General features: G+C 63.4%; 28 protein-coding genes. 16 read left to right on the forward strand and 12 right to left on the reverse strand.

Annotation, left to right across the window (positions count from 1 at the left end; genetic code table 11):
* The first annotated feature begins 123 nt into the window (after positions 1 to 123).
* The 7 genes from E0E29_RS02335 (at position 124) to mreB (ending at position 7,071) form a co-directional block, all read left to right on the forward strand.
* Positions 124 to 345, forward strand: a complete 222-nt coding sequence (locus tag E0E29_RS02335; RefSeq protein ID WP_130848467.1) for a hypothetical protein — start codon at positions 124 to 126, stop codon at positions 343 to 345.
* A gap of 652 nt (positions 346 to 997) precedes the next feature.
* On the forward strand, positions 998 to 1,483 hold the full coding sequence (locus tag E0E29_RS02340; protein WP_341273091.1) for a COG2426 family protein: 486 nt from the start codon (positions 998 to 1,000) through the stop codon (positions 1,481 to 1,483).
* A gap of 45 nt (positions 1,484 to 1,528) precedes the next feature.
* Positions 1,529 to 1,870: a hypothetical protein gene (locus E0E29_RS02345; protein WP_130848468.1), complete on the forward strand. Its 342-nt coding sequence runs from the start codon at positions 1,529 to 1,531 to the stop codon at positions 1,868 to 1,870.
* 34 nt (positions 1,871 to 1,904) lie between these two features.
* Positions 1,905 to 4,118 carry an SF1B family DNA helicase RecD2 gene (gene recD2, locus E0E29_RS02350; protein WP_423202427.1) on the forward strand — a complete coding sequence of 738 codons (2,214 nt, stop codon included), beginning with the start codon at positions 1,905 to 1,907 and terminating at the stop codon, positions 4,116 to 4,118.
* An 805-nt stretch (positions 4,119 to 4,923) separates the two neighbouring features.
* Positions 4,924 to 5,106, forward strand: coding sequence for a type II toxin-antitoxin system antitoxin (locus E0E29_RS02355; protein ID WP_130848470.1), 183 nt, complete (start codon positions 4,924 to 4,926; stop codon positions 5,104 to 5,106).
* On the forward strand, positions 5,103 to 5,765 hold the full coding sequence (locus E0E29_RS02360) for a ComF family protein (protein ID WP_130848471.1): 663 nt from the start codon (positions 5,103 to 5,105) through the stop codon (positions 5,763 to 5,765). The genes E0E29_RS02355 and E0E29_RS02360 overlap by 4 nt, the downstream gene beginning before the upstream one ends.
* 283 nt (positions 5,766 to 6,048) lie before the next feature.
* Positions 6,049 to 7,071 carry a rod shape-determining protein gene (mreB, locus tag E0E29_RS02365; protein ID WP_130848472.1) on the forward strand — a complete coding sequence of 341 codons (1,023 nt, stop codon included), beginning with the start codon at positions 6,049 to 6,051 and terminating at the stop codon, positions 7,069 to 7,071.
* 74 nt (positions 7,072 to 7,145) lie between these two features.
* Here mreB and E0E29_RS02370 read toward each other — a convergent pair whose 3' ends face one another.
* Positions 7,146 to 8,084 carry a ketopantoate reductase family protein gene (locus E0E29_RS02370; protein ID WP_130848473.1) on the reverse strand — a complete coding sequence of 313 codons (939 nt, stop codon included), beginning with the start codon at positions 8,082 to 8,084 and terminating at the stop codon, positions 7,146 to 7,148.
* 140 nt (positions 8,085 to 8,224) lie between these two features.
* Between E0E29_RS02370 and E0E29_RS02375 the strand changes: the two genes are divergently transcribed.
* The 9 genes from E0E29_RS02375 (at position 8,225) to E0E29_RS02415 (ending at position 14,770) form a co-directional block, all read left to right on the forward strand.
* Positions 8,225 to 9,187 carry a D-2-hydroxyacid dehydrogenase gene (locus E0E29_RS02375; protein WP_130848474.1) on the forward strand — a complete coding sequence of 321 codons (963 nt, stop codon included), beginning with the start codon at positions 8,225 to 8,227 and terminating at the stop codon, positions 9,185 to 9,187.
* A 128-nt stretch (positions 9,188 to 9,315) separates the two neighbouring features.
* Positions 9,316 to 9,660, forward strand: a complete 345-nt coding sequence (locus E0E29_RS02380) for a PadR family transcriptional regulator (protein ID WP_130848475.1) — start codon at positions 9,316 to 9,318, stop codon at positions 9,658 to 9,660.
* Positions 9,660 to 10,475: a permease prefix domain 1-containing protein gene (locus tag E0E29_RS02385; protein WP_130848476.1), complete on the forward strand. Its 816-nt coding sequence runs from the start codon at positions 9,660 to 9,662 to the stop codon at positions 10,473 to 10,475. Before E0E29_RS02380 ends, E0E29_RS02385 begins: the two co-directional genes overlap by 1 nt.
* Positions 10,472 to 11,122 carry a DUF5044 domain-containing protein gene (locus E0E29_RS02390; RefSeq protein WP_130848477.1) on the forward strand — a complete coding sequence of 217 codons (651 nt, stop codon included), beginning with the start codon at positions 10,472 to 10,474 and terminating at the stop codon, positions 11,120 to 11,122. The genes E0E29_RS02385 and E0E29_RS02390 overlap by 4 nt, the downstream gene beginning before the upstream one ends.
* 11 nt (positions 11,123 to 11,133) lie before the next feature.
* Positions 11,134 to 11,940 (forward strand): permease prefix domain 1-containing protein, encoded by an 807-nt coding sequence (locus E0E29_RS02395; protein WP_130848478.1) that lies wholly within the window; start codon positions 11,134 to 11,136, stop codon positions 11,938 to 11,940.
* Positions 11,937 to 12,641: a DUF5044 domain-containing protein gene (locus E0E29_RS02400; RefSeq protein ID WP_130848479.1), complete on the forward strand. Its 705-nt coding sequence runs from the start codon at positions 11,937 to 11,939 to the stop codon at positions 12,639 to 12,641. Before E0E29_RS02395 ends, E0E29_RS02400 begins: the two co-directional genes overlap by 4 nt.
* Positions 12,642 to 12,654: 13 nt before the next feature.
* Complete coding sequence (locus tag E0E29_RS02405) at positions 12,655 to 13,440, forward strand: permease prefix domain 1-containing protein (RefSeq protein ID WP_130848480.1); 786 nt, start codon at positions 12,655 to 12,657, stop codon at positions 13,438 to 13,440.
* Positions 13,437 to 14,156, forward strand: a complete 720-nt coding sequence (locus tag E0E29_RS02410; protein WP_130848481.1) for a hypothetical protein — start codon at positions 13,437 to 13,439, stop codon at positions 14,154 to 14,156. The genes E0E29_RS02405 and E0E29_RS02410 overlap by 4 nt, the downstream gene beginning before the upstream one ends.
* A 101-nt stretch (positions 14,157 to 14,257) precedes the next feature.
* Positions 14,258 to 14,770: an S-layer homology domain-containing protein gene (locus tag E0E29_RS02415; protein ID WP_130848482.1), complete on the forward strand. Its 513-nt coding sequence runs from the start codon at positions 14,258 to 14,260 to the stop codon at positions 14,768 to 14,770.
* A gap of 91 nt (positions 14,771 to 14,861) precedes the next feature.
* Here the strand turns inward: E0E29_RS02415 and E0E29_RS02420 are convergent, their stop codons facing one another.
* The 11 genes from E0E29_RS02420 to E0E29_RS02470 form a co-directional block, all read right to left on the reverse strand.
* Positions 14,862 to 15,719, reverse strand: coding sequence for an IS3 family transposase (locus E0E29_RS02420; protein WP_130848459.1), 858 nt, complete (start codon positions 15,717 to 15,719; stop codon positions 14,862 to 14,864).
* A complete protein-coding gene (locus tag E0E29_RS02425; RefSeq protein ID WP_130848458.1) occupies positions 15,716 to 16,030 on the reverse strand; it encodes an imidazolonepropionase in 315 nt (104 codons plus the stop codon). The genes E0E29_RS02420 and E0E29_RS02425 overlap by 4 nt, the downstream gene beginning before the upstream one ends.
* Positions 16,031 to 16,126: 96 nt before the next feature.
* Positions 16,127 to 16,570 carry a phage holin family protein gene (locus E0E29_RS02430; protein WP_242622342.1) on the reverse strand — a complete coding sequence of 148 codons (444 nt, stop codon included), beginning with the start codon at positions 16,568 to 16,570 and terminating at the stop codon, positions 16,127 to 16,129.
* Positions 16,567 to 17,025, reverse strand: a complete 459-nt coding sequence (locus tag E0E29_RS02435; RefSeq protein ID WP_130848483.1) for a carbohydrate-binding protein — start codon at positions 17,023 to 17,025, stop codon at positions 16,567 to 16,569. The genes E0E29_RS02430 and E0E29_RS02435 overlap by 4 nt, the downstream gene beginning before the upstream one ends.
* A gap of 15 nt (positions 17,026 to 17,040) precedes the next feature.
* Complete coding sequence (locus E0E29_RS02440; RefSeq protein WP_130848484.1) at positions 17,041 to 17,613, reverse strand: DUF2313 domain-containing protein; 573 nt, start codon at positions 17,611 to 17,613, stop codon at positions 17,041 to 17,043.
* Complete coding sequence (locus E0E29_RS02445) at positions 17,610 to 18,665, reverse strand: baseplate J/gp47 family protein (protein ID WP_242622343.1); 1,056 nt, start codon at positions 18,663 to 18,665, stop codon at positions 17,610 to 17,612. Before E0E29_RS02445 ends, E0E29_RS02440 begins: the two co-directional genes overlap by 4 nt.
* 19 nt (positions 18,666 to 18,684) lie before the next feature.
* Complete coding sequence (locus E0E29_RS02450; RefSeq protein ID WP_130848485.1) at positions 18,685 to 19,029, reverse strand: hypothetical protein; 345 nt, start codon at positions 19,027 to 19,029, stop codon at positions 18,685 to 18,687.
* Positions 19,030 to 19,425, reverse strand: a complete 396-nt coding sequence (locus tag E0E29_RS02455) for a hypothetical protein (RefSeq protein WP_130848486.1) — start codon at positions 19,423 to 19,425, stop codon at positions 19,030 to 19,032. It abuts the gene before it with no gap.
* A gap of 16 nt (positions 19,426 to 19,441) precedes the next feature.
* Complete coding sequence (locus E0E29_RS02460) at positions 19,442 to 20,395, reverse strand: hypothetical protein (protein ID WP_242622344.1); 954 nt, start codon at positions 20,393 to 20,395, stop codon at positions 19,442 to 19,444.
* On the reverse strand, positions 20,392 to 20,946 hold the full coding sequence (locus E0E29_RS02465; RefSeq protein WP_130849055.1) for a LysM peptidoglycan-binding domain-containing protein: 555 nt from the start codon (positions 20,944 to 20,946) through the stop codon (positions 20,392 to 20,394). The genes E0E29_RS02460 and E0E29_RS02465 overlap by 4 nt, the downstream gene beginning before the upstream one ends.
* Positions 20,947 to 20,976: 30 nt before the next feature.
* On the reverse strand, positions 20,977 to 21,333 hold a 357-nt coding region (locus E0E29_RS02470), incomplete at its 5' end, for a hypothetical protein (RefSeq protein WP_165449762.1).

Genomic DNA, 21,333 nt, shown 5'->3' on the forward strand with positions numbered 1-21,333 from the left:
CCTCAATATTATTATATAGCATAGTTATAAACTATTCAACTGTCAAATTCGACATAGTTAATGACTATTTATTGTGCCCTTTCATGATGGGATAATGTGGCTACACATTGGAGGGACAGTTATATGGCGTACTCGCAAAAGGCGGTCAATGATTTTCACCGTCGCCGCTACTATCAAATTGTTGCGAACGTGCCAATCGAATACAAAGAGACAATCAAAGCCGCTGCCGCCGAACGGGGTGTGTCGGTGTCCCGGCTGGTGTGTGATCTTTTGGGACGGGAGTTGGGTCTGGACCTGACTTTGGATGGCGTTTTTCCCGGCGCCAAAAAAGCGGAAGAGCCATAGGGGCGGCTTGTGGCCGCCCACCGGTGGTCCCCTATCCCTCGAGCACCGACGGCGTTACGGAGTGAGCCGTCGGTGCAAATAGCGCAACAATAGAAGAGCTCGGGAGGTACTTCCAATAGGGGGGAGCCGCAGCTCCCCCCTGTGTTTGGTCGTTTTAAGGGGAGGATTGTCAAGGAGGGGGAAATCGAAATCCCCCTCCTTGACTGACTCTTTCGCCCCTTTCTGGTCATTCAGAAAGGGGCCCGCCGGAGGCCGCTCTCCATCGGAGATGGTCGCAAAATGATTTTCTTCTAAACAAAAGTGATTTCTGTTCGCGGTGTTGTCCACCCTGCTGGAGGCGTTCCTTTCTGCTTGTGCAGAAAGGAACCAAAGACACCCCAGAGAGGGGGGATTCCGATTTCCCCCCTCTCTGGACTCTCCCCCTTGAAACGGCCAAGCACAGGGGGCTGCGGCCCCCCTATTGGATGTACCCCCCAAGTCTTCTATTGCTACGCTGCTTGCACCGTCGGCTTACTTCGTAACGCCGCCGGCGCACGGGGGGCAGGGGACCGCCGGCGGGCGGCCTCAGGCGGCCCCTGCCAAAGATTTCACAAAATCTTTATCGTCAACCGCCCGTCCGGTATGGTACAATGGTCCCTGAGGTGAACGAATCTTGGATCTCCTGCAAGCTTTGAGCGACACGGAGCTGGGCGCCGCCCTCTCCACCATATTGGTCTCCATGGTACCCGTCCTGGAACTGCGCTTCGGCATCCCCTGGGGAGTGGCACACGGACTGTCCCACTTTGCTGCTTTTGTGGCCGCCGTCATCGGCAACATGATCCCTCTGCCCTTCATCGTGGTCTACATCCGCAGCATTTTCAAGTGGATGCGCCGCCATCTGCCCCAGTTTGACCGGCTCCTGGACAAGCTGGAGGCCAAGGCCCACCTGAAGGGCCGCAAAGTCACCAAATACCGCTATCTGGGCCTGATGATCTTCGTGGCCATCCCCCTGCCCGGCACCGGCGGCTGGACCGGCGCCCTGGTGGCCGCCTTCCTGGACATGCGCCTGCGAAAGGCCATGCCCGCCATCTTCGCCGGCGTCCTCATCGCCGGGTTCCTGATCACCGGTATCACCTACGGTTTCACCTCAATCTTTTGACCTTTTCCCACCTCCGCGCATAGGATGGCGCGGAGGTGGATCGTTTTGCTGTACGCTGCTGGAGAGATCATTCTGTCCCTGCTGGCCGTTTTTGGCCTCTTTTCCGCCCTGTGGCTTCTCTTCCGCCGGGCCATGTTCGCCCAGGCCGGTGACCAGCCCGGCGCCTGCGCCGTGGTGGCCGCCCGGGGGGACGGCTCCGGCCTGGAGCAGACTGTGAAGGAGCTTTTGTGGCTGCGGCTGGGGGGAGCCCGGCACTATGCCGTGCTCATCGCCGATGCCGGTCTGGACACGAAGGGCAAGGCCGTAGCCGCCGCCCTGGCCAACAGCCTGCCCGAAGTGCTGGTCTGCCCTATGGAGCGGCTCACCGATTACCTGGACCTCATATAAGGTCCTATCTAAACTGGAAGGAAGTAGGATGCACGTGGAGGCGACCAAAGAGCTCACCCTGATGGAGGGGACGGTGGAGTCCGTCATCTTCCGCAACGAAGAGAACGGCTACACCGTCCTCCGCCTCAGCGTGGGGGACGGGGAGCCGGTGACGGTGGTGGGCTGCATGCCCGGCGCCGCCCCCGGCGAGGGTCTGGCCGTCCAGGGCACCTGGGGCCGCCACTCCTCCTACGGCGAGCAGTTCAAGGCCGAGATCGTGGAGCGGCGCATCCCCGTAGGAGAAAAGGCCATCTTTGAATACCTGGCCTCCGGCGCCATCAAGGGGGTGGGTGCCGCCACCGCCCGGCGGCTGGTGGAGGAGTTCGGCTCCGACACCTTCAACGTCCTGGAGGAGCACCCCGAACAGCTCACCAAGATCAAGGGCATCACCCGCAAGCGGGCCCTCCAGATCGGAGAGGCCTTCCGGCTCCAGATGGGAATGCGGCGGCTGCTGGATTTTCTGGGGGAGCATGGACTGCCCCTCCAGCTGGGCATGCCCCTCTACCGCCGCTACGGCGACCCGGCCCTGGATGTGATCCGGGACAACCCCTACCTGCTGGTGGACGAGGAGCTTGGTGTATCCTTCTCCACCGCTGACGAGCTGGCCCTGGCCATCGGCCTGGATGGGGAGGACCCCCAGCGGCTGGAGGCCGGCATCCTCTTCGAGCTCACCCACAACCTGAACAACGGCCACACCTTCCTCCCCGTCCAGAAGCTGCTGTGGGCCACGGGACAGCTCATCGGCGTGGAAGGTCCAGGGCTCACCGAGGCCCTGGACTCCCTGGAGCACCAGGGGCTCCTCACCCGGGAGGAGGTGGCCGGGGAGGACGCCTGCTACCTCTCCTCCATCCAGGAGGCGGAGGAGTATGTGGCCTGGCGGCTGGAGGAGATGTGCACCCGGGAGCTGCTGCCCCCCGCCCACCTGGACCGGCTGCTGGAAACCATCCAGGCTGACCAGGACATCACCTACGCCCCCCAGCAGCGTGAGGCGGTGGCCTTGGCGGCGGAGCGGCAGGTGATGCTGCTCACCGGCGGACCCGGCACCGGCAAGACCACCTGTCTCCGGGGCGTTCTGGCTCTCTTTGACGCTCTGGGGCTGGAGACCGCCCTGGCCGCTCCCACCGGACGGGCCGCCAAGCGGTTGGGCGAGGCCTGCGGCACTGAGGCCGCCACCATTCACCGGCTGCTGGAGACCCAGTTCGACCAGCACACCGGGCAGCTCATCTTTGCCCACGACGAAGACGAGCCCCTCTCCGCCGACGCCGTCATCGTGGACGAGACCTCCATGGTGGACGTGCCCCTCATGCGGGCCCTCCTCTCCGCTCTGCGCAGCGACTGCCGCCTCATCCTGGTGGGCGACCCCGACCAGCTTCCCTCCGTGGGGCCGGGCAACCTTCTCTCCGACCTTATCCGCAGCGGCAAGGTGCCCACCATCTGCCTCACCGAGATCTTTCGGCAGGCCGCCGAGAGCGCCATCGTCATGAACGCCCACCGGGTGGACCGGGGCGAGCTCCCCGACCTCACCAACCATCAGAAGGACTTCTTCTTTCTCCGCCGCCGGGACCCGGTGCGGACGGCGGAGACCATCGTAGAGCTGGTCAAGACCCGGCTTCCCGAGAAAATGGGCATCCCCGCCGACCAGATCCAGGTTCTCTCCCCCACCCGCAAGCATCAGAGCGGCACCCTGGCCCTCAACCAGCGGCTCCAGGAGGCCCTCAACCCCGCCCAGCCCGGCAAGGGGGAGCGGCGGTTCGGCCCCTATCTCTTCCGCCTGGGGGACCGGGTCATGCAGGTGAAGAACAACTACGACATCATGTGGAAGGACCGGGAGGGCCGCTCGGCGGGTCTGGGGGTCTTCAACGGCGACATCGGCCGCATCACCGACATGGACCCCCGGGGCGAGGTCATCACCGTGGACTTCGACGGGCGGCTGGTGGAGTACGGCCCCGAGATGCTGGGCGAGCTGGAGCCAGCCTACGCCATGACCGTCCACAAGGCCCAGGGCAGCGAGTACCGGGCCGTCATCCTGGCCGTCAGCGACGGCTCTCCCATGCTCCTCTCCCGGGGCGTCCTCTACACCGCCATCACCCGGGCCCGGGAGCTCTTTATCCTGGTGGGTGACGAGGAGAAGGTGGCACAGATGGTCCACAACGACCGCCAGCAGCGCCGCTACTCCGGCCTCAGGGCCCGGCTGGCCAGGGGATCGTAAGGAGACACGCACCGGGTCGTACGCCCCGCACTTTTATAAAACCTTCCCCCTTCCAGTGGGAAGAAGGTAGTACTGCCATTATGGGGTCCCCGCGCGAGCCCAGCGGAGCGGGTCGCGTGGGGAGAGGACGAGCAAGGGAGCGGAGTGAGAAATGCCCGCCAGGGCGTTTTGAACGGTGCGGACTTTGCGAGGACGACAAAACCCGTTTCTTTTTCCCTGCTGGAAAAAGAACGGTTTTTGGAATCCAAAGAAAAAGGGGCTCCCGTGCGGGTTGAGTGGTCCCAAATAGGAATCCGGCGGCCCGTCTTTACGCCCCCGTTGAGGACCAGCACCGTCCACAGGAGACTCCGTTGGCGGAACAGGGAAAACGAGTGGTTCTATCCCCAATTTTTTCGCCGCCTGCGTGAGTGGGCGTCGGGGCGTGGTGACGCTGCTCAGTATTCTCTCTGTTGCGGCGTAGGTAGGCATCGGGGCGTGGCGGTGTTGCTTGGTGTTCCCCCTATTGTAGCGCGCAGCGATTGAAGGCCCCGGGGGTACATCCAATAGGGGGGCCGCAGCCCCCCTGTGCTTGGTCGTTTCAAGGGGAGGATTGTCAAGGAGGTGGAAATCGAAATCCCCCTCCTTGACTGACTCTTTCGCCCCTTTCTGGTCATTCAGAAAGGGGCCCGCCGGAGGCAATGCATAGCAAAAACCTTCCAAAAAGATTTTGTGCGTGCAATTGCACGCTTTCCTCCGTTTCGACACGGAAATCACATACCATAGCCTAAGAAGGTGCACGCATTTTTGTGCAGTTAAGGAGTATGGTATGGCTACAAAAGATGTGAAACACATTGGGCTCCGTGTCAGCCCCGAAGTCCACAACAAGCTGCGCTATCTCGCCACATATGAGGGACGGACCATCAACGGCCAGGTCCAATATCTCATTTTGCAGTGCATCCGGGATTTTGAAAAGGAGCACGGTCCCATCGACCTGGAGGAGCCGTCATGACCGGGCCGGTGGAGGTCCTGCTGGACCTGATCTTCCCGCCCAAGTGCGTCTTTTGCAAAAAGCTGCTGCGTAAGGGCGAGGAGGGCATCTGCGCCCGCTGTCAGGAGCACCTGCCCTGGTGCGTGGGTCCGGAGGCCGAACAGACCATGGAGTTCATCTCCCTGTGCGCCTCCCCCCTCTGGTATCAGGACGAGGTGCGGGAATCCTTCCACCGATACAAATTCAAGGGCTCACGGGGCTATGCCAAGGTCTACGGTCGCCTCATGGCCCAGTGCGTCCAGGACCACCTGGCGGGGCGGTACGACCTCATCACCTGGGTACCATTGTCTGAGCAGCGCCGGAAGGCCCGGGGCTATGACCAGGCCATGCTCCTGGCGGAGGCCGCCGCCCTGGAGCTGGGCGACGTGGCCGCCGAGACCCTCGCCAAGGTGCGGGACACCAGTGCCCAGTCCGGCCTGGGCAAGGACGACAGCGCCCGCCGGGCCAACGTGCTGGGCGCCTATCGCCCCACCGATCCGGAGCTCATCGCTGGACAGCGCATCCTGCTCATGGATGACGTGGTCACCACCGGCTCCACCCTCTCCGAGTGCGCCCGGACCCTGCGCACCGCCGGAGCCGCCGATGTGGTCTGCGTTACCCTGGCCCGGGCCAGGAAATAGCTCCCAACCCGCCCAATCCGGGCCGACCACCGCATAAAGACGGTTTTACCCCACTTCACAGGGCGATTTTCGTGTCTTCTTTTTGAAATTGAGGTTGAAATGCGTCGGAACTCCTTATATAATAGTGCTACTAGACCGGCCTGAACGCCGGAGGAGCTCCGTTTCGTCGAGGCCTGCCGGCCTCCGGCGGGGCACTTTTTCATCCGTCATTGTGCAAAGGGGATAAACTATGGGTCTCTTGGCTAAAATAAAGGAAAAGCTTAAACTGTTTCGAGGTGCTGGTATGTTCGCGAAAGACATCGGTATCGACCTGGGTACCGCTTCCATTCTGGTTTACGTAAAAGGCAAGGGCGTGGTGCTGCGAGAGCCCTCCGTGGTGGCCATGGACAAGGACAAGGGCACCCTCCTCAAGGTGGGCACCGAAGCCCAGCAGATGCTGGGCCGTACCCCCGGCAACATCGTCGCCATCCGCCCCCTCCGTGAGGGTGTAATCTCCGACTTCGACATGACCGAGCGCATGCTCAAGGAGTTCATCCGCAAGGCCGCCTCCTTCCGGCTCTTCAAGCCCCGCGTGGTCATCTGCGTCCCCTCCGGCATCACCGAGGTGGAGGAGCGCGCCGTAGTAGACGCCGGTATCCAGGCGGGCGCCCGCCGGGTCTTCCTCATCGAGGAGCCCCTGGCCGCAGCCATCGGCGCCGGTATCGACATCACCAAGCCAGACGGCCACATGGTGGTGGACATCGGCGGCGGCACCACCGACATCGCCGTCATCTCTCTGGGCGGCATCGTGGAGTCCACCTCCATCAAAATCGCAGGCGACCAGTTCGACGAGGCCATCATCAAGTACATACGCCGGAAGCACAACGTGCTCATCGGCGAACGTACTGCTGAGGAGATCAAGATGCAGATCGGCTGCGTCTTCCCCCGCCCCGAGGAGCAGTCCTTCGAGGTCAAGGGCCGCTGCCTCATGACCGGCCTGCCCCGGGTCTTCACCGTCACCTCCTCCGAGATGATCGAGGCCTTCGAGGAGGTCTCCACCCGCATCCTGGAGGCCATTCACGGCGTGCTGGAGCGCACGCCCCCTGAGCTGGTGGCCGATATCTCCACCAACGGCATCGTTATGACCGGCGGCGGCAGCTTGGTCTGGGGCTTTGACAAGCTCATCGAGTCCCACACCGGCATCGAGACCTATGTGGCCGACGACGCCATCTCCTGCGTGGCCTACGGCACCGGCAAGAGCCTGGAGTGGGTGGGCGAGATGCAGGACGGCACCATGAACATCTCCCGCCGGAAGCAGATGAACTGAGCTCCGGCGCACACCGTCACAAACAACAAGCGGGATGGCGCAGCTGCGCCATCCCGCTTTCCGTTTTCAATCGCTTACAGGCCGGGGATCGTCCCGGCGTTTTTCTCCTCCCGCACCCGGATGCCGTGGAGCATCAGCTCGCTGTATGGCGTGGGGATGCCGTGCTTCTTCCCCAGCTCCACCATGGCACCGGCGAAGAGGTCCACCTCCGTCTTCTTCCCCCGCTCCAGGTCCTGGAGGGTGGAGGGCCGGTTGGCCGGGTTCTGACCGTAGGTCACCTGGTCACGAGCCGCCCGGTCGGCCTCGGTGATCTCCACCCCGGCCTCGGCTTTGGCCACCGCCGCCACCTCGGCCATGAGGGCCTTCCGGATGGCATCGGCCTCGCTGCCCGGACGGTAGGTGCCGTAGGGCACCCCCAGCAGGGCGCAGGGCAGGTTCTCGCTGACGTTGCCCATGAACTTTACCCACAGGCAGCGGAGCATGTCCGGCTCTACCGAATAGCGGATGCCCGCCCGGTCAAAGAGGTCGGCCAGTGCCTTCATCCGGTCGCTCCACACGTCGTTTCTGGCCTCGCCGAAGCGGATGAGTCCCCGCTGCGTATCAAAATGGGCCACCCCGTTCTCCATGGAGGAGGCCACCCACATGCTGGCGTAGAGCACCTTGTCCATGCCGTACACCGCCCCGGTCTGCCGGGCACAGCTGAGGCCGTTGAGCACCGGCAGAAGAATGGTATCCGGCCCCACCTGATTGGCCACCTGCCTCAGAGCCTCCTCCAGGGCGTAGTCCTTCACGGCGATGATGACCAGGTCCGCTGGGCCGGTGTGCTCCCCCGGCTCCACGATGGACAGGCGGTAATCCTCCCCATTGATGGTGACCCCCCGCTCCAGCCGCTTCTTCCGCTGGCCGTCTGCCATCACCCGAAAGTCATCTCCCAGGACCTTTTGCAGTCCCGGTGTGAAAAAGGCACCCATTGCCCCCAGGCCGATGAGCGTCGCGCTTTTGATCTGCTTCATCCCCGCAGCCTCCCCGTTTCCCGCCCTCCGGCGGTTCCATTTCAAGCCCTCATTGTACGCCCTCATGCCGCCGCCGTCAACGGCAGGATTTCAACATCATCGAGCATGCTCACATCCATTATCCGCAAGGAGGTATTCCCATGTCCGAGCTCATCTTTAACGCCCTCCCCCTCACTGAGGCGGAGCGGGCGCAATTTGAAGCCGCCGCCCCCGGCGTGGAGCAGCGTTTTCTCCCCCTTATGGACAACAGCGGTCTCACCGTCCCCCTCTCCGATCCCACCCTGGTGGAGGGGGCCACCGTGGTGCTTGGCAGCCTGCCCGCTGACGTGCTCTCCACCTCCCCCACCCTGAAGTGGCTCCAGACCTGGAGCGCCGGAGTGGACGTCTATCTGAAGCCCGGCGCCCTGCCCGACGGCGCCATGCTCACCTCTGCCGTGGGGGCCTACGGCCCATCGGTGGCCGAGCACCTCTTCGCCTGCCTCCTGGCCCTCATGAAGCGTCTGCCCCAGTACCGGGACCAGCAGCGCGGCCACTGCTGGTCCGACCTGGGTACGGTAAAGACCCTCTCCGGCGCTACTGTGCTGGCGGTGGGAGCCGGGGACATTGGGCAGCGCTTCTCCGCCCTGTGCCAGACCATGGGGGCCCGCACCATCGGCCTCAAGCGCACCGTCTGCCCGCCTCCCGCCGGTCTGGACGAGATCCATACCCTGGATGAACTGGACCAGTGGCTACCCAAGGCCGATGTGGTGGCCCTGGCCCTCCCCCAGACCCCCGCCACCATCCACATCATGGATCAGCGCCGGCTGGACCTCATGAAGGATGACGCCATCCTCCTCAACGGAGGCCGCGGCTCCGCCATCGATCCACAGGCCCTGGCCGAAACCCTCCGGGTGGGCCGCCTGTGGGGGGCCGCCCTGGACGTCACCGAGCCGGAACCGCTCCCCGCCACCTCCCCCCTTTGGGACATCGACAACCTGATCCTCACCCCCCACGTGGCCGGCGGCCTCCACCTGGAGGGTACCCGGGAGCGGATCGTGGCCATCGCACTGGAGAACCTGAAGCGCTATCTGGCCGGTGAACCCCTGAAAAACCGCATGAAGTAAGCCAAAAGGCACGGAGCGCGTCTATAACGCTCCGTGCCTTTTCTTGGCTTGACTTACCTAGAACTCCGAGGTATATTATACCTAGAAAGCCGAGGTATTTTTGATCTTGACAGAAAGGAGCGACTTCCATGAAGGCGGACAAAAATCTGCTCTCCGGCAGCACCACCCTGCTGGTCCTCTCCCTGCTCTCCACCGGCGACAAATACGGCTATGAGATGATCGCCGAGCTGGACGCCCGGAGCGATCACACCTTCACCCTGAAGGAGGGGACCCTCTACCCCATCCTTCACGGCCTGGAGAAGGAAGGGGCGGTGAAGTCCTACACCAAGGAGGCCGACACCGGCCGGACCCGGAAGTACTACCGGATCACCAAAAAGGGCCTGCGGGCCCTGGAGGAACAGAAAAAGGAGTGGGTGGAGTTCTCCGAGAAGGTAAACGCCATCCTGGCGGGCTGTGCCCCCGCCCTGGCCTGATGGACGGCTCTTTTGCCCGGTACTGCGCCGCCGTCTGCGACCAGGTCCGTTTTCGGCCCGACCGGGCAGCCATCCAGTCCGAGCTTTGGGACCACCTGGAGGACCACGCCGCCGCCTTGGAGGAGATGGGGCTCTCTCAGGATGAGGCCATGGCACGGGCAGTGGAGGCAATGGGCGATCCGATGGAAGTGGGGAAGGCCCTAGATACCCTCCACTCTCCCGTGGCGGGTTGGCTGCTGCTGGCCCTTACCTGGTGCGCCAAGGCATGCGGTGTGGCAGCCTTAATCCTGCTGTTTCTCTCCTGCAGGCGGCTTTTCCTTAACCTGACGGGGCCTTTAGAGGTCCGTGATCACTGGGCTTCCTCCATCGCAGAGCAGCAGGGCGGACAGATTTTCTACCCTGACGTTGTCTATTTGGGCGAGGACTACACCTACTCTGTGGAGGCGGCTAGGCTTGTTGTCCATGAGGATGTCCATTCCCTTTACTGTCTGCTGCAGGTAGTACACAAAAATCCATGGCTCAGTGCCCCAGATCTGCCCTCTATGACGAGCGCCGGGGACAACTTGGGATACCGCTACCCTGCAGAACGTGAATCGGCACAGGCGGAAACCGATCTCTATTTGTCCGGTGAAATCTTCACAGGCGGATGCGGCGGTGATGAGCTTCTTGCGCAATCTTCGCCTTTTGTGACCTATTATAACCTTTGGGTCATCGACATCGCCCCTGAAGCCAGTAAAATCACCCTTTTCCTTGACTACTATGGCACCCTGGAATTTGCGCTCACCATTCCCCTGGAAGGAGGTGCGCTGTCATGAAAGGAACCGGCACCACCCTCACCCGCCGCCAGAGGGCGCTTCGGTACGTCCTGCTGCTTCTCCTCTCTCTGGCCGTCATCCTCTATGCCCTGGACTTCCCCATCCCCACCGCCGAGCTGGCCCGCCGGGCCACCGAACGTCAACATTACTTTGGCCCATCGGAGGTCCTCTGCATCATAGAAGATCACCCGCTCTATTCCCGTGCCTACGCCGTCCGTTGGAACAATTGGTATGGGGTGGTCAGTGTTCTGAAAGCCGACCCCTTCTGGATTACTGGCCGAGTGGATTCCGTGCCCAACGACCCTGATCAGCTTCTGATCCCTCTGGAGGACAGTGCTCACCCCTTCCCTTTCGCCCCTGTGATCGTCTTTTCCAATACCCATTCTATCACCTTGGTAACTTTAGAGTTCCCGGTCCGCTCGGAGGACGGAGAGATGGCGATGATCACCGTCATCCAGAAGGAAGGAGATCATGGCTGCTTTCTCCTCTCCGTGCCCTCGACCGAGGTAAACGGCCGGACCTACTCCTCCCGTTTTCGACTCTCCGTCTATGACGCCAATGGAGAACTGGTGTGGCGCTCCCCCACTCCCACCGGCGGCAGCGAGGGCTGGGACGTAATTTTCGGCCCCGACGTTTTGGAACTGTAAGGAGGTACCCCATGGACCGCCGACAATTCTGTGATACCGTCACCCGGCAGCTCCGGTGCCGGTGGGAGGCCCCCACCGTCCGGCAGGAGCTCTCCGACCACATCCAGGACCACATGGACGCCATTATCTCCGGCGGTATGGGCCGTGATGAGGCCGAGGGTGCCGCCGTGGCCGCCATGGGTGACCCGGAGGAGTTGGGAAGGGCCCTGGACGCTGTCCACTCCCCCTGGCCCTGGCGGGTCTTTCTCCTGTGCGCTCGGTGCTGCAAGCTTGCTTTGGTCCTGGCAGTGGTACTGACCCTCCAGAACCTGATGACCGAGGACCTGCCCTCCCCCCGGTTCCTCCCCACCGCCACGGCCTCCGACGCCTTTCAGGACCTGCTTCGGGAGAATTGGGAAGAAGAGGTCCGGGCCACTGGCACCGTCACCGGCGGTGGTAGGCTGGGAGACTATACCTTCCGCCCCCAGGGGGAGGCCCTGCTGGTCTACCGTCCCGACCATACATACGATGACGGCATCGTCTACCCCGGCGGCCTGCGGCTTACCTTCCTGGTCAAGACCACTCACTTTCAGCCCTGGCTGGACGACGTGGACATCCCCTGGTACGCCCTCTCCGCCCAGGACGATCAGGGCAACAACTACGGCCCGGAGGACCTGGGCACCTACGCCGAATCCACCGGCGGGCGTCTCCTGGGCCACCATGAGTTCTCCCTCTACGACGCCGACCCGACCGCCCGCCGCTTCACCTTCACCGTGGCCGCCGCCGGGGAGCGGCTGACCTTTACCGTGACTCTGGAGGAAGGAGGTGCATCCACATGAGACTGCGGGAGCGCTGGGAGGACCTGCCCATCCGCCTTCGGGCGGTACTCTCCGCCCTGTTCCTGATCCTGGCCCTCCTGCTGCTGTGGTGGCTCTCCGGCTGGGCCTGGCCCACCCGAGCCCTGGCCCACCGAGCCCTGGAGCGGGAACACCTCTTCGGCCGGGGGGAGATCGTGGCGGAGGGGGAGATCACCCATGCCGAGGACGCCTCTCCTTTCGGTCAGTCGGGCACCCACTTCGTGGTGAGTGAGCGGGACAGCCGCTACGCCGTCTCCGTCCTCCGGCCCAAGTGGGGCTTCCTGTGGCGGAGCACCGAGGATCTCTTCTGGTCCTACCAGGTCCTCATCCCTACCGAGGAAAAGCCTCTTGCCTACGGTTTCCTGGTCAGCGACCCCATCTACACCGTCCGTTCCGGTTCAGTCGGGACCTCCGGCTGGGACTATCTGCTACTGGTGGCCTCCGCCGACCCGGACATCGTCCGGGTGGAGGTGACCATGGACCTGGTGAGCCGGAACGAGCTGGAACAGGACCCGGACTGGGGCCTCCACCACGGCGTCACCGTGGAGGCCACGGAGACCGAACCGGGCAGCGGCCTGTGGCTGGCCCACGCCGTCCCGGAAGGCCGCAACGGCAGCACCTATGTAGCCCTCCGGGGCTATAACGCTGCCGGAGAACCGGTCTATACCTACATCCCACAGTGAAAGGAGGGCTTCCATGTACCGCCACCAATTCTGTGAGCTCGTCACCGGGCAGCTCCGGTGCAAGTGGGAGGCCCCCTCCGTCCGCCAGGAGCTCTCTGACCACATCCAGGACCACCAGGCCGCCCTCATGGCGGAGGGCATGGGCCGGGACCAGGCCGAGGAGGCCGCCGTAGCCGCCATGGGTGACCCGGAGGAGCTTGGGAAGGCCCTGGACGCTCTCCACTCCCCCTGGCCCTGGCGGCTCTATCACGCCGCCCGGACCGCCGCCTTCGTGCTTCTCGCGTTCGCCTTCTTCCTGGGCTTCGACGTCTTGCTCGGGAGCGGTGGCTCCGGAGCCGTCTTCTGGGGAGACAGTGGCTACACCATGCCGGAGCAGGACCCTCAATCCCTCTTGGAGTACTACTCCTTTATCGACAGCGATACCGTTCGGACCACCGGCACCGTCACCGGCGGCGGGGACATCGGCCCCTACCGGCTCTCTCCCGCCGGGGAAGCTCTCTTCCTGACCCGGGAGAACGGCGATACCCAGTTGGCCTTCCTGGTCTCCACCTTCCACCCGCAGCCCTGGCTGGAAAGTCTGAAACTGTACGACCTGGCCTGCTCCGCCTCGGATGACCTGGGCAATCAATACAGCTCCGATCAATTTTACTTTCTGAATACCGGCGGACGCCTGCGGGACCTCTGCTGGGTCCTTCTGGAGGACCCAGCCCCCGCCGCCTGCCGCTTCACCTTCACCCTGGACACTGACCGTGGTTCCGTCACCTTTACCATCACGCCGGAAGGAGGGGAAAACGCATGAAGAAACGCCTGCGTCCCCTCCCCGTCCGGGTCCGGCTGGCCCTGAGCCTCCTTCTGCTGGTGCTGTCCTTCTTCCTGGTCTGGTTTTGTACCGGCTGGGCCTGGCCCACCAGGGAACTGGCCTACCGGGCTCTGGAGACTGCCTACGGCTTCGGTCCCGGAGAGATCGTGGCCCAGGGGGAGATCACCTTCGAGGAGGGCTACTCCAACCAGAGCGTCTCCGGCTTCTCCGCCTGGATGGCGGGGCGTTTCGGTGATTCCTTTGCCTTCTCGGTGCTGAAACAGGCCCCTGGCCCTCTGTGGCGGAGAAGCGAACCGCTGCGCTACGCCTTCCAGGTCCTCACCCCCACGGAGGAAACCCCTCTGGCCGCCGCCGAGCTGGTCAAGGCGGATGGTCCCTCCCGTCTCTTCGACGGGCAGTGGATGGATGGCGACACTGAATATCTGTGGGCCATCTGTGCCCTGGACCCCGCCATCGTCCGAGTAGAGCTGACCATGAACTACACTTACAATTTTGCTGTCGGCGACGGTTGCAGCGATTCCTTGGAATCCGAGCCCGTCACCGCCCAGGCCCATCCTGTGGCGGATGGGGTGTGGCTGGCCCGGGTCCGGCTCCCCGACCCCCTGGAGGGCCGCAGCGGCGGTTACTCCGCCAACCACTCCCTCCGGGGCTACGACGCCGATGGACAACTGGTCTACGACTCCGGCCTTTCCTGACGGGAGCTTATATTTCCCATCCGCCCCCGACAGCCTTCCCCTTGACCTACCTCCTAATAAATGGTATTTTATGGCACACCACTTTGAAGAGAGGGAGTGCCATGCGAATTTCCGCCGCCCTGCTTCTGCTGTTCCTGCTGCTCTTTCCCCGGGCCAGGGCCGTTTCTACCTCTGCCGCTGTCACCCGTGGAGAGTTTGTGGTCCTGCTGTGGGAGAGTGCCGGGGCCGTCCCGGGGGATGCCGCTCAGGGCTTTTCCGACGTACTGAAAGACGACGACTGCTCCACGGCGGTTGGGTGGGCAGCGGAGCGCCGGCTGGTGCTGGGCACCGGCGGCGGCCGCTTCGAGCCGGACCGGCCCATCACCCGGGAGGAGGCCGCCGTCCTCCTCCGCCGCTGGGCAGCCCTCCAGGGCCTGGACACCTTTCTCCCCGACGGAGTAGCGGCGTGCAACGACTACGCCGATATCTCCCCCTGGGCCGACGACTCCCTCTACTGGGCCACAGACATCGGCCTTCTGGAGTGGTCCCCAGGCGGACGGCTGGACCCCGGCGGCACCTTGACGCCGTCCGAGGCCGCCGGCATTTTCCACCGCTTTCGCTGCGAACAGCCATAAAAAAAGAGGCCATTAGATTCCGTTTTGGAATGAACTGCCCCAGATTGTGCGGACAGTACAAAAAAGAGCCCTTAGTAGGAAAGATTAAGTTTTAAGCGGAGAGGCGTCGCGCCAGCGGCGCCTCTCCAGTTTTTAACTGGATGCGCTCATGGTTATAGAAGTAAATATAGCGGTCAATCATCTCATTGGCTTCGGAAAAGGTCGCCGGTTTGTGGCGGTAAATACATTCTGTTTTGAGGATAGAGAAGAAATTTTCCGCCATGGCGTTGTCGTACGGGTTTCCTTTCCTTGACATGGATGGTGTGATTCCGTATGCTTGAGTCAGATTGAAGTATGCTGCAGAGGTGTACTGAAATCCTTGGTCGCTGTGGAGCTGCAACTCCGCAGCGACCCTCTTTTTCTCCTGTTTCATTGCCAGATGAACGGTATCCAGAACCAAATTCACTGTCTGCTGGGTTCCAGTCTTGTAGGCGATGATGCTGTTGTCATAGAGGTCCCGGATTATGGAAAGGTACAGCACACCCTGCCTGGTGTGGATGTAGGAGATGTCTGTTACCCATTTGCTGTTAGGTTTGTCCGCATGGAACTCCCTGTTCAGCAGATTCCTGTATTTGTGTGCCTGCCGCCCCATCTGCTGCCATTTCCTGCGGCGGCGGATCTCCGAGAGCAGATCATATTTCTTCATGATTCGCAGCACAGTTTTGGGATTGCAGAAGATATTCCGGCTTTTCAGCCACAGCCACATCCGCCGGTAGCCGTAGGTGCGGAAGCTGCGTTCCCGCTGCTGTGCGATGAGCCCCGCAAGAGCCGCATCCTTTTCTGGCTTGCCTAGGCGATGGACAAAAGCATAGTAGCCGCTTCTGGACACTCCAAAGAATTTGCACATGACTGCCACTGGATACTCTGTCCTGTGACGATAGATGATATGATACTTTACCTTTGCTCTCACTTCCTTTCTGTGAAGCGCAGAAAATCCCGCAGTAGTTTATTTTCCATGCGAAGCCGTTGGATCTCACAGGCCTGCTCTGCCACAACGTCTCCTGGCGCAGCATCTTTTCTCGGCCGTCCTTTCGGTCGTGGGCGGATTCCGGCTTCCAGTTTTCGTTCTTTACGGCGCTCACGCTCAAGTAGTCTTTTTACCACCTGCTTATTCCGGAAGCCATAGTATTCTGCGACTTCCCGCTGTGTTTTCCCCTCTGCCAACATGGCCTTGATCTCTGGTAAAAGCATTTGAACGTGTGTGTAATTTCGTTTCTTCATGACAAAACCCCCTGATGTAGTCTATTTTCCTACATCAGGGGGGCTTTTGTCACTGTCCGTTTTTACTGGATCTGTTCAGAATCTAATGGCCTCTTTTTACGTTTCGCTATCATTTTGTCTCCGGTCATTCTGCTCTTTGAGCACATCCAGGGCCTCCCGGAGAAAGGCCGGATAGGGTACCCCCATAAGCCCCAGGTTTTCCAGAATGGAAAGCCCCTCGTTTCCGATGAAGAACAGAATGACCGCCGTTCTGGCCCAGTCGCCCCCCAGCAGGTGGTCCAGCCGGGCACCCACCAGCACCAGGGCCAGCTCGGCGCCCTTCTTGCACAGCCCACGAAAACCCGCCCGGCTGTCCAGGGCGCCGTCGCTGCTCTTTTCAGAGCACTTGAAGACGCCGGCCACCACCACACCGGAGAGGTAGTCCAGCGCCATACAGATCACCAAGGTCTGTAAGGCGGCATCCCACCCCCCCAGGGCGGCGGAGAGGGCGCTGCCAAACATGGCGGCCACGGCCAGCACAGCCTCTTTCAGTCTGCTCACACCTCCACCTCGATCCAGCCGTTCTCACCGGGCGCCCACACGTTGTTGTCCAAGGTGCTCTCGTAGACCTTGCCTTGGTAGCGTACCCGGTCACCGAGCTGATAGGCATCATGGGCACCGGTGGGCTGCACCCACTCCGGGATGGCATCCGGGTCCTCCGTGGTCACCCCCAGAGGGGTGTAGAGGGCGGGGGTGCTGTCTATGGGCCAGTCGGCCTGGCTGGTGTGGTCCTGGACCACCCGGTAGAGGTTCCCTTCCGCGTCGGAGATCCGCTCTCCGGCGGTGTAGGCGGTGTCCGCCTTCCACTCCGGGAAGAGGGCGCCCACCTGGGCGGCCTCCTCATCGCTGAGGGCGGCGGCCTGCTGTTTTGCCAGCAGCAGCATTGCCTCCTGTTCCAGATCGTACCGGTCCTTTTCATAGAGGATCACTCCACGGGCGATCTGCTCTGCTCTCATGTCTCTCGCTCCCTTCTAAGTATCCCGCACCAGCTTCTCCAGGGTCTCCCAGGTGTAGTCCCCGGCCTCGATATCGCCCCAGGTGTCAAACAGAGCCTCCATCCGCTCCCAGGTGACGTACCAGAAGACATACTCGATCTCCAGATGACAGGGTAGAATGTCCTCGATGATCTGCCGCATCTCCTCGAAGCCGTCGGGGATACCGGGCACATCGGGAAAGCGGACCTCCACATAGCCCGGCGTGCCGGTCTCACTGGCCACGGCGTTTAGGCCGCAGCCGGCCAGATTGTCGTTGATGGCCGCCAGGGTGAAGCTGTCCCCGCCGATGCGCAGCAGGGCGGCCAGGGCCGCCCGCCGCCGCTCCAGAGAATCGGTCACCGGCCGGCGGTCCAGCAGGCTCTCCACCGCCTCCAATCCGGTGTCCTGGGCGGTGGTGAGGAGCATCTCCCGCTCCACCCGGTCCAGCTCGGACCCGCAGCCGTCCAGAGCGGTACCCACGCCGGTGAGCTCACCGGCGCCGTAGCCCTCCTCCAGCCGATAGACCCCCAAGGGGCGCAGCAGGTCCTTCAGTGCCTCCGCATAACTCATGCCATCGCCTCCACCGTCAGCCCAGACAGCTGGGGCAGTTCGTCGGCGGCCACCACCACATCGGTCTCAGGCGAAATCAGCTGATAATTCTCCACACCCTCCACGGCATAGATGAGATCTCCCAGCTTGGCCCGCAGCACATTTTCTCCCAACCTGTGGCCATCGAACCAAGTCCGCAGAGCGGACTCCACCGCCGTGCGCACCTGTTCGGCGTCCTTGTTGGCCGCCGCCGCCACCTGGACGGACACCGCCACCTCCTTCATTGTGGGTGCCCGGACCTGGACCTCCACGGCGATCTCCCGCCGCGCCTCGAAGTAAGCGGTCAGCTCCTCCAGCAGTTCGGCGCCGGGGGCACCGGACACTGTGGCCACCACCACGTCCACCGTCCCCACGCCCCGGGGCCGGGGGATTACCGTAGCGGCCACCACCTCATCAAATGAGAGGGCGCCCTGCTGATAAAAGGCAGCGTTGGCTCCGTTGGGCATCCGGCGGTAGGTCTCCAGCACCCTGGCACGCAGGGTCTCATCGTCCTCCTGGTCCGTGCCGCCCGAAAATGCCTCCGGGTTGGTACACCGGCTCACCCCCACCGGGGCCACGGCCATGGTGAGGATGGTCCCAGCCGCCACATTGCCGGCGCTGCCCGGCTCCAGGGCTCTGGCCCGAACATCGGCCTGGGTGATTCCAGCCTGGAGGACACCGTCCTCCACAGTCTCGAACCGCACCAACCCCGCCGTCATGCACACGGTGCCGGAGGGGATCTCCCGGTCCTGATCGGCGGCGGTGTCCACGGTAAAGCGCAGGACCCCCTCTGCCGCCGTGGCCTCCCGCCGCTCCAGCCCCCGGAGCTGGGCGTGCCTGTCCAGGCACGTCCCCTCTGCCGTCTGGGGAAAGCACTGCCGCTCCACCCACTCACACTGGACATAGAGGGCAAAGACCTGGGCTGCCATGGCGTACATCCGCACCGCCAGGTCGCCGCTCGCCGCCGCCTCGGTGCCGGTGGCCTGGGCATAGGCCGCCATCATCTCATTGTAGATCTCCTCCACGCTCTTCACGCCGAATTCCTCCTTTGCCTCACACCGTCACCTCCGCCTCCAGGCGCTCCCCGTTCCACGTCAGGGCCACCAGTACCTGGAGCCGGCCATCCATACCGTCCTCCACGGTCACCTCGGTGACCTCCACGTCCTCCTCCCGGAGGGCCTCGGCGGCGTACTGCCGGGCCAGGGCCTGCCGGTCGCCGGGCTTCTCCCGGGGCAGCAGATAAAGGCGGCTCCCCAGCTTCGTGAGGAAGGGAAAGCTCCCCCGCCGGGCCTGGAGCCGGAAGAGGACTCGCTGAAGGAGATCCTGGGTGCCCTCCACGGTGCGGAGGCCGCCCCGCTCGTCGGCCACGTAATCGCCGTCCTTAAGCAGCAGCGCCATTTATCCCAATCCCCCTTCCTCCTTCACCTTGGGCTCAAACAGCTCCTCGATGGGGGTGCCGTTAATCTTAACAGTCCCCCGCAGGTCGATCGAGCCGTCATTGCCCAGAAAGACCGCCGCTCTCCCGCCCTGGATGCGCACCTCTCCGGGGGATATTTCACCGGTGTTTGGGACCCCGGCCACCCACAGCTCCTCGCCGTCGGCGCCGGACTTTAGCACCAGCACTGTCTCTCCCTCCGCCGGCCGCCAGCAGTAGCCGCCGGGGCTGAGCACGGGCAGATTTCGCCGCTCACCGGTGAGGTAGACCGCCGTCTTCTCCCCCTCCAGGGTGACCACGCCGGTCTCCGCTCCCTGGTCGCTCCGCTGTGTCTTCCTGCTCTGACTGGAAAGCCACATGGTCCATCCTCCTCTCTCAAATGGTCCCGTCGGGCTCGCCCAGGGTGAGGGTGGTGCCGCCGCCGTTGGCGTCAGCGGCCACCTTGGCCTCCAGCACCCGCCAGGTGCCGGCGCAGTCCCAGCCGGGCCGTTCCATCCGCAGCAGGTCCCCGGGCCAGGCGAAAAAGAGCTCCGGCACGGTAAGGGTGAGCCGCCGGAACTCCTTGGCCGACTGCCGGAGCTGAAAGTCGCCGCTGTAGCGCATGGCCTGGTAGTTGCTCTTGCCCGGCATGGTCATGACCTGCCGCCGCTTGATCTGCTGGTCCAGCGCATCCCGGTTTTCCACCTGTTCCACGGCCATCCGGGTCTTGTCCCGGACCCAGATCTCGGAGAGGACGCCGTAGCGCCGTACCCGCCAGGCCATGCCGGTAATAGCGGTATCGCCCTGGAGCACCAGAGTCTCGCCGTCGGAGAAGGGGGCGATGACCAGCCGTCCCTCCCGGTCGAAGCGGGGGGTGACGCCGCCGTAGTAGCAGGCGAACTGATAGAGGACCTGCCACTCGCTCTGTCCGCTCTGGACGGAGAAGCCGCTCACCGCCGGCAGGCCGGACACCTGGGCCACCTGAATGCCGTAGGGCTCCACATGGTCCCGGAGGATGTCCTCCGCCGTGGCGGTGAGGTAGTCGGCGGGCATGGCCTCGTTGTCCAGCAATAGGGCGGCCATCCCCCGTCCGCTCACCTCCAGATAGCCGCCGGAGCCTTCGATCCGGTGCTCCACCTCATCCACGATGCCCTGGAAGCAGACCGCACCGTCCACTGTCAGTGTGACCGTCACGGCCTTTTCCGCCCCGCTGGCCGTTCCCGGCTCCCAGGCGCACAGCAGCCGAAAGCTGTCGCAGGGCACTCCGGCGGTATATTCCACCTCCCACTCCAACGGCTCCGGCAGCAGCAGCGCGGCGCCGTCCCAGCAGGAGAGTCTCCACTCCATCATCCCACCGTCACCTGCTCTCCGGGCAGGATCAGGTTGGGGTTTTTGATCTGGGGATTGAGGGCGATGAGCTCGGTGAGCCCCAGATCGTAGTCCCGTGCGATGCTCCACAGGGTCTCCCCTGCGGCCACCGTGTGGGTCCGCCCGGCGCTTCCGCCGGTCGACCCACCGCTGTCGGCGGTGACAGTCTCCTCCCGCCGGATGGCGGTGTCAGTCTGGGTGCCGCTCTCCCAGAAGGTGAAGGAATAGCTCACATAATCCGCCCTGGGCTCCTGCCGGAGGCTGAGCTCCACGAAGTAGACCTCCGCCGCCTGCCACACCGGGTGGATTAGGGGACCCGGTCCGGACTGGTAGAAAACCGACGCCAGCTTTTTGAATTCCTCGTAGGCCGTGGGCCCCACGAACTCCCCCTCACCCTTCATGACCCGCCGGGTAAGCCCCAGATCCTGCAAGTGGTATCGGCCGAAGGGCACCTTCTGGGCCGCCATCTTCCGCTCGTAATCGATGGTGTAGGTCCTGGGGTTGTGGGGCCAGACATAGTCCTTGTAGCGCATGGCCGCCAGCTTCAAGGCGGACCACCTCCCTTAGAAAAGTGTGAACCCGCCGTCATAGCGCCGGGCATCCCGCTGGAAGATCCGGTCCAGCTCCGCCGGGGTGGGGTTCTGACTGCCCACCGGTACCGGCTCCCGGATCACTACCGGCCCGGCCTGCCGCAGGCCCTGAGCCTGCTCAGCCGCTGCCCTGGTCCTGCGCACAGCGGCATAGAGCTCCGGCTCTGCCAGGGCGCTTTCAAATACAGTCGCTCCGATGTCGGGCGACGACAGGCCGGCCCTCCCGCCGTCTGCTGTTGGGCGCACCTCCCCGGTCCCCGCCGGGGTGCCTGTCTGCCATGGCTGGTCCGCCCCGGCCTGCCGGGCCGCCTGGGCTAGACGGACCTGGCT

This window comes from Intestinimonas timonensis (assembly GCF_900626145.1).
Lineage (GTDB): Bacteria > Bacillota > Clostridia > Oscillospirales > Oscillospiraceae > Intestinimonas > Intestinimonas aquisgranensis.

Excerpts from the sequence above, each read along its gene's own strand:
- E0E29_RS02335 (WP_130848467.1), top strand. The coding sequence starts at position 124 with ATGGCGTACTCGCAAAAGGCGGTCAATGATTTTCACCGTCGCCGCTAC.
- E0E29_RS02355 (WP_130848470.1), top strand. The coding sequence starts at position 4,924 with ATGGCTACAAAAGATGTGAAACACATTGGGCTCCGTGTCAGCCCCGAA.
- E0E29_RS02360 (WP_130848471.1), top strand. The coding sequence starts at position 5,103 with ATGACCGGGCCGGTGGAGGTCCTGCTGGACCTGATCTTCCCGCCCAAG.
- mreB (WP_130848472.1), top strand. The coding sequence starts at position 6,049 with ATGTTCGCGAAAGACATCGGTATCGACCTGGGTACCGCTTCCATTCTG.
- E0E29_RS02370 (WP_130848473.1), bottom strand. The coding sequence starts at position 8,084 with ATGAAGCAGATCAAAAGCGCGACGCTCATCGGCCTGGGGGCAATGGGT.
- E0E29_RS02375 (WP_130848474.1), top strand. The coding sequence starts at position 8,225 with ATGTCCGAGCTCATCTTTAACGCCCTCCCCCTCACTGAGGCGGAGCGG.
- E0E29_RS02380 (WP_130848475.1), top strand. The coding sequence starts at position 9,316 with ATGAAGGCGGACAAAAATCTGCTCTCCGGCAGCACCACCCTGCTGGTC.
- E0E29_RS02385 (WP_130848476.1), top strand. The coding sequence starts at position 9,660 with ATGGACGGCTCTTTTGCCCGGTACTGCGCCGCCGTCTGCGACCAGGTC.
- E0E29_RS02390 (WP_130848477.1), top strand. The coding sequence starts at position 10,472 with ATGAAAGGAACCGGCACCACCCTCACCCGCCGCCAGAGGGCGCTTCGG.
- E0E29_RS02395 (WP_130848478.1), top strand. The coding sequence starts at position 11,134 with ATGGACCGCCGACAATTCTGTGATACCGTCACCCGGCAGCTCCGGTGC.
- E0E29_RS02400 (WP_130848479.1), top strand. The coding sequence starts at position 11,937 with ATGAGACTGCGGGAGCGCTGGGAGGACCTGCCCATCCGCCTTCGGGCG.
- E0E29_RS02405 (WP_130848480.1), top strand. The coding sequence starts at position 12,655 with ATGTACCGCCACCAATTCTGTGAGCTCGTCACCGGGCAGCTCCGGTGC.
- E0E29_RS02410 (WP_130848481.1), top strand. The coding sequence starts at position 13,437 with ATGAAGAAACGCCTGCGTCCCCTCCCCGTCCGGGTCCGGCTGGCCCTG.
- E0E29_RS02415 (WP_130848482.1), top strand. The coding sequence starts at position 14,258 with ATGCGAATTTCCGCCGCCCTGCTTCTGCTGTTCCTGCTGCTCTTTCCC.
- E0E29_RS02425 (WP_130848458.1), bottom strand. The coding sequence starts at position 16,030 with ATGAAGAAACGAAATTACACACACGTTCAAATGCTTTTACCAGAGATC.
- E0E29_RS02435 (WP_130848483.1), bottom strand. The coding sequence starts at position 17,025 with ATGAGAGCAGAGCAGATCGCCCGTGGAGTGATCCTCTATGAAAAGGAC.
- E0E29_RS02440 (WP_130848484.1), bottom strand. The coding sequence starts at position 17,613 with ATGAGTTATGCGGAGGCACTGAAGGACCTGCTGCGCCCCTTGGGGGTC.
- E0E29_RS02450 (WP_130848485.1), bottom strand. The coding sequence starts at position 19,029 with ATGGCGCTGCTGCTTAAGGACGGCGATTACGTGGCCGACGAGCGGGGC.
- E0E29_RS02455 (WP_130848486.1), bottom strand. The coding sequence starts at position 19,425 with ATGTGGCTTTCCAGTCAGAGCAGGAAGACACAGCGGAGCGACCAGGGA.
- E0E29_RS02460 (WP_242622344.1), bottom strand. The coding sequence starts at position 20,395 with ATGATGGAGTGGAGACTCTCCTGCTGGGACGGCGCCGCGCTGCTGCTG.
- E0E29_RS02465 (WP_130849055.1), bottom strand. The coding sequence starts at position 20,946 with ATGCGCTACAAGGACTATGTCTGGCCCCACAACCCCAGGACCTACACC.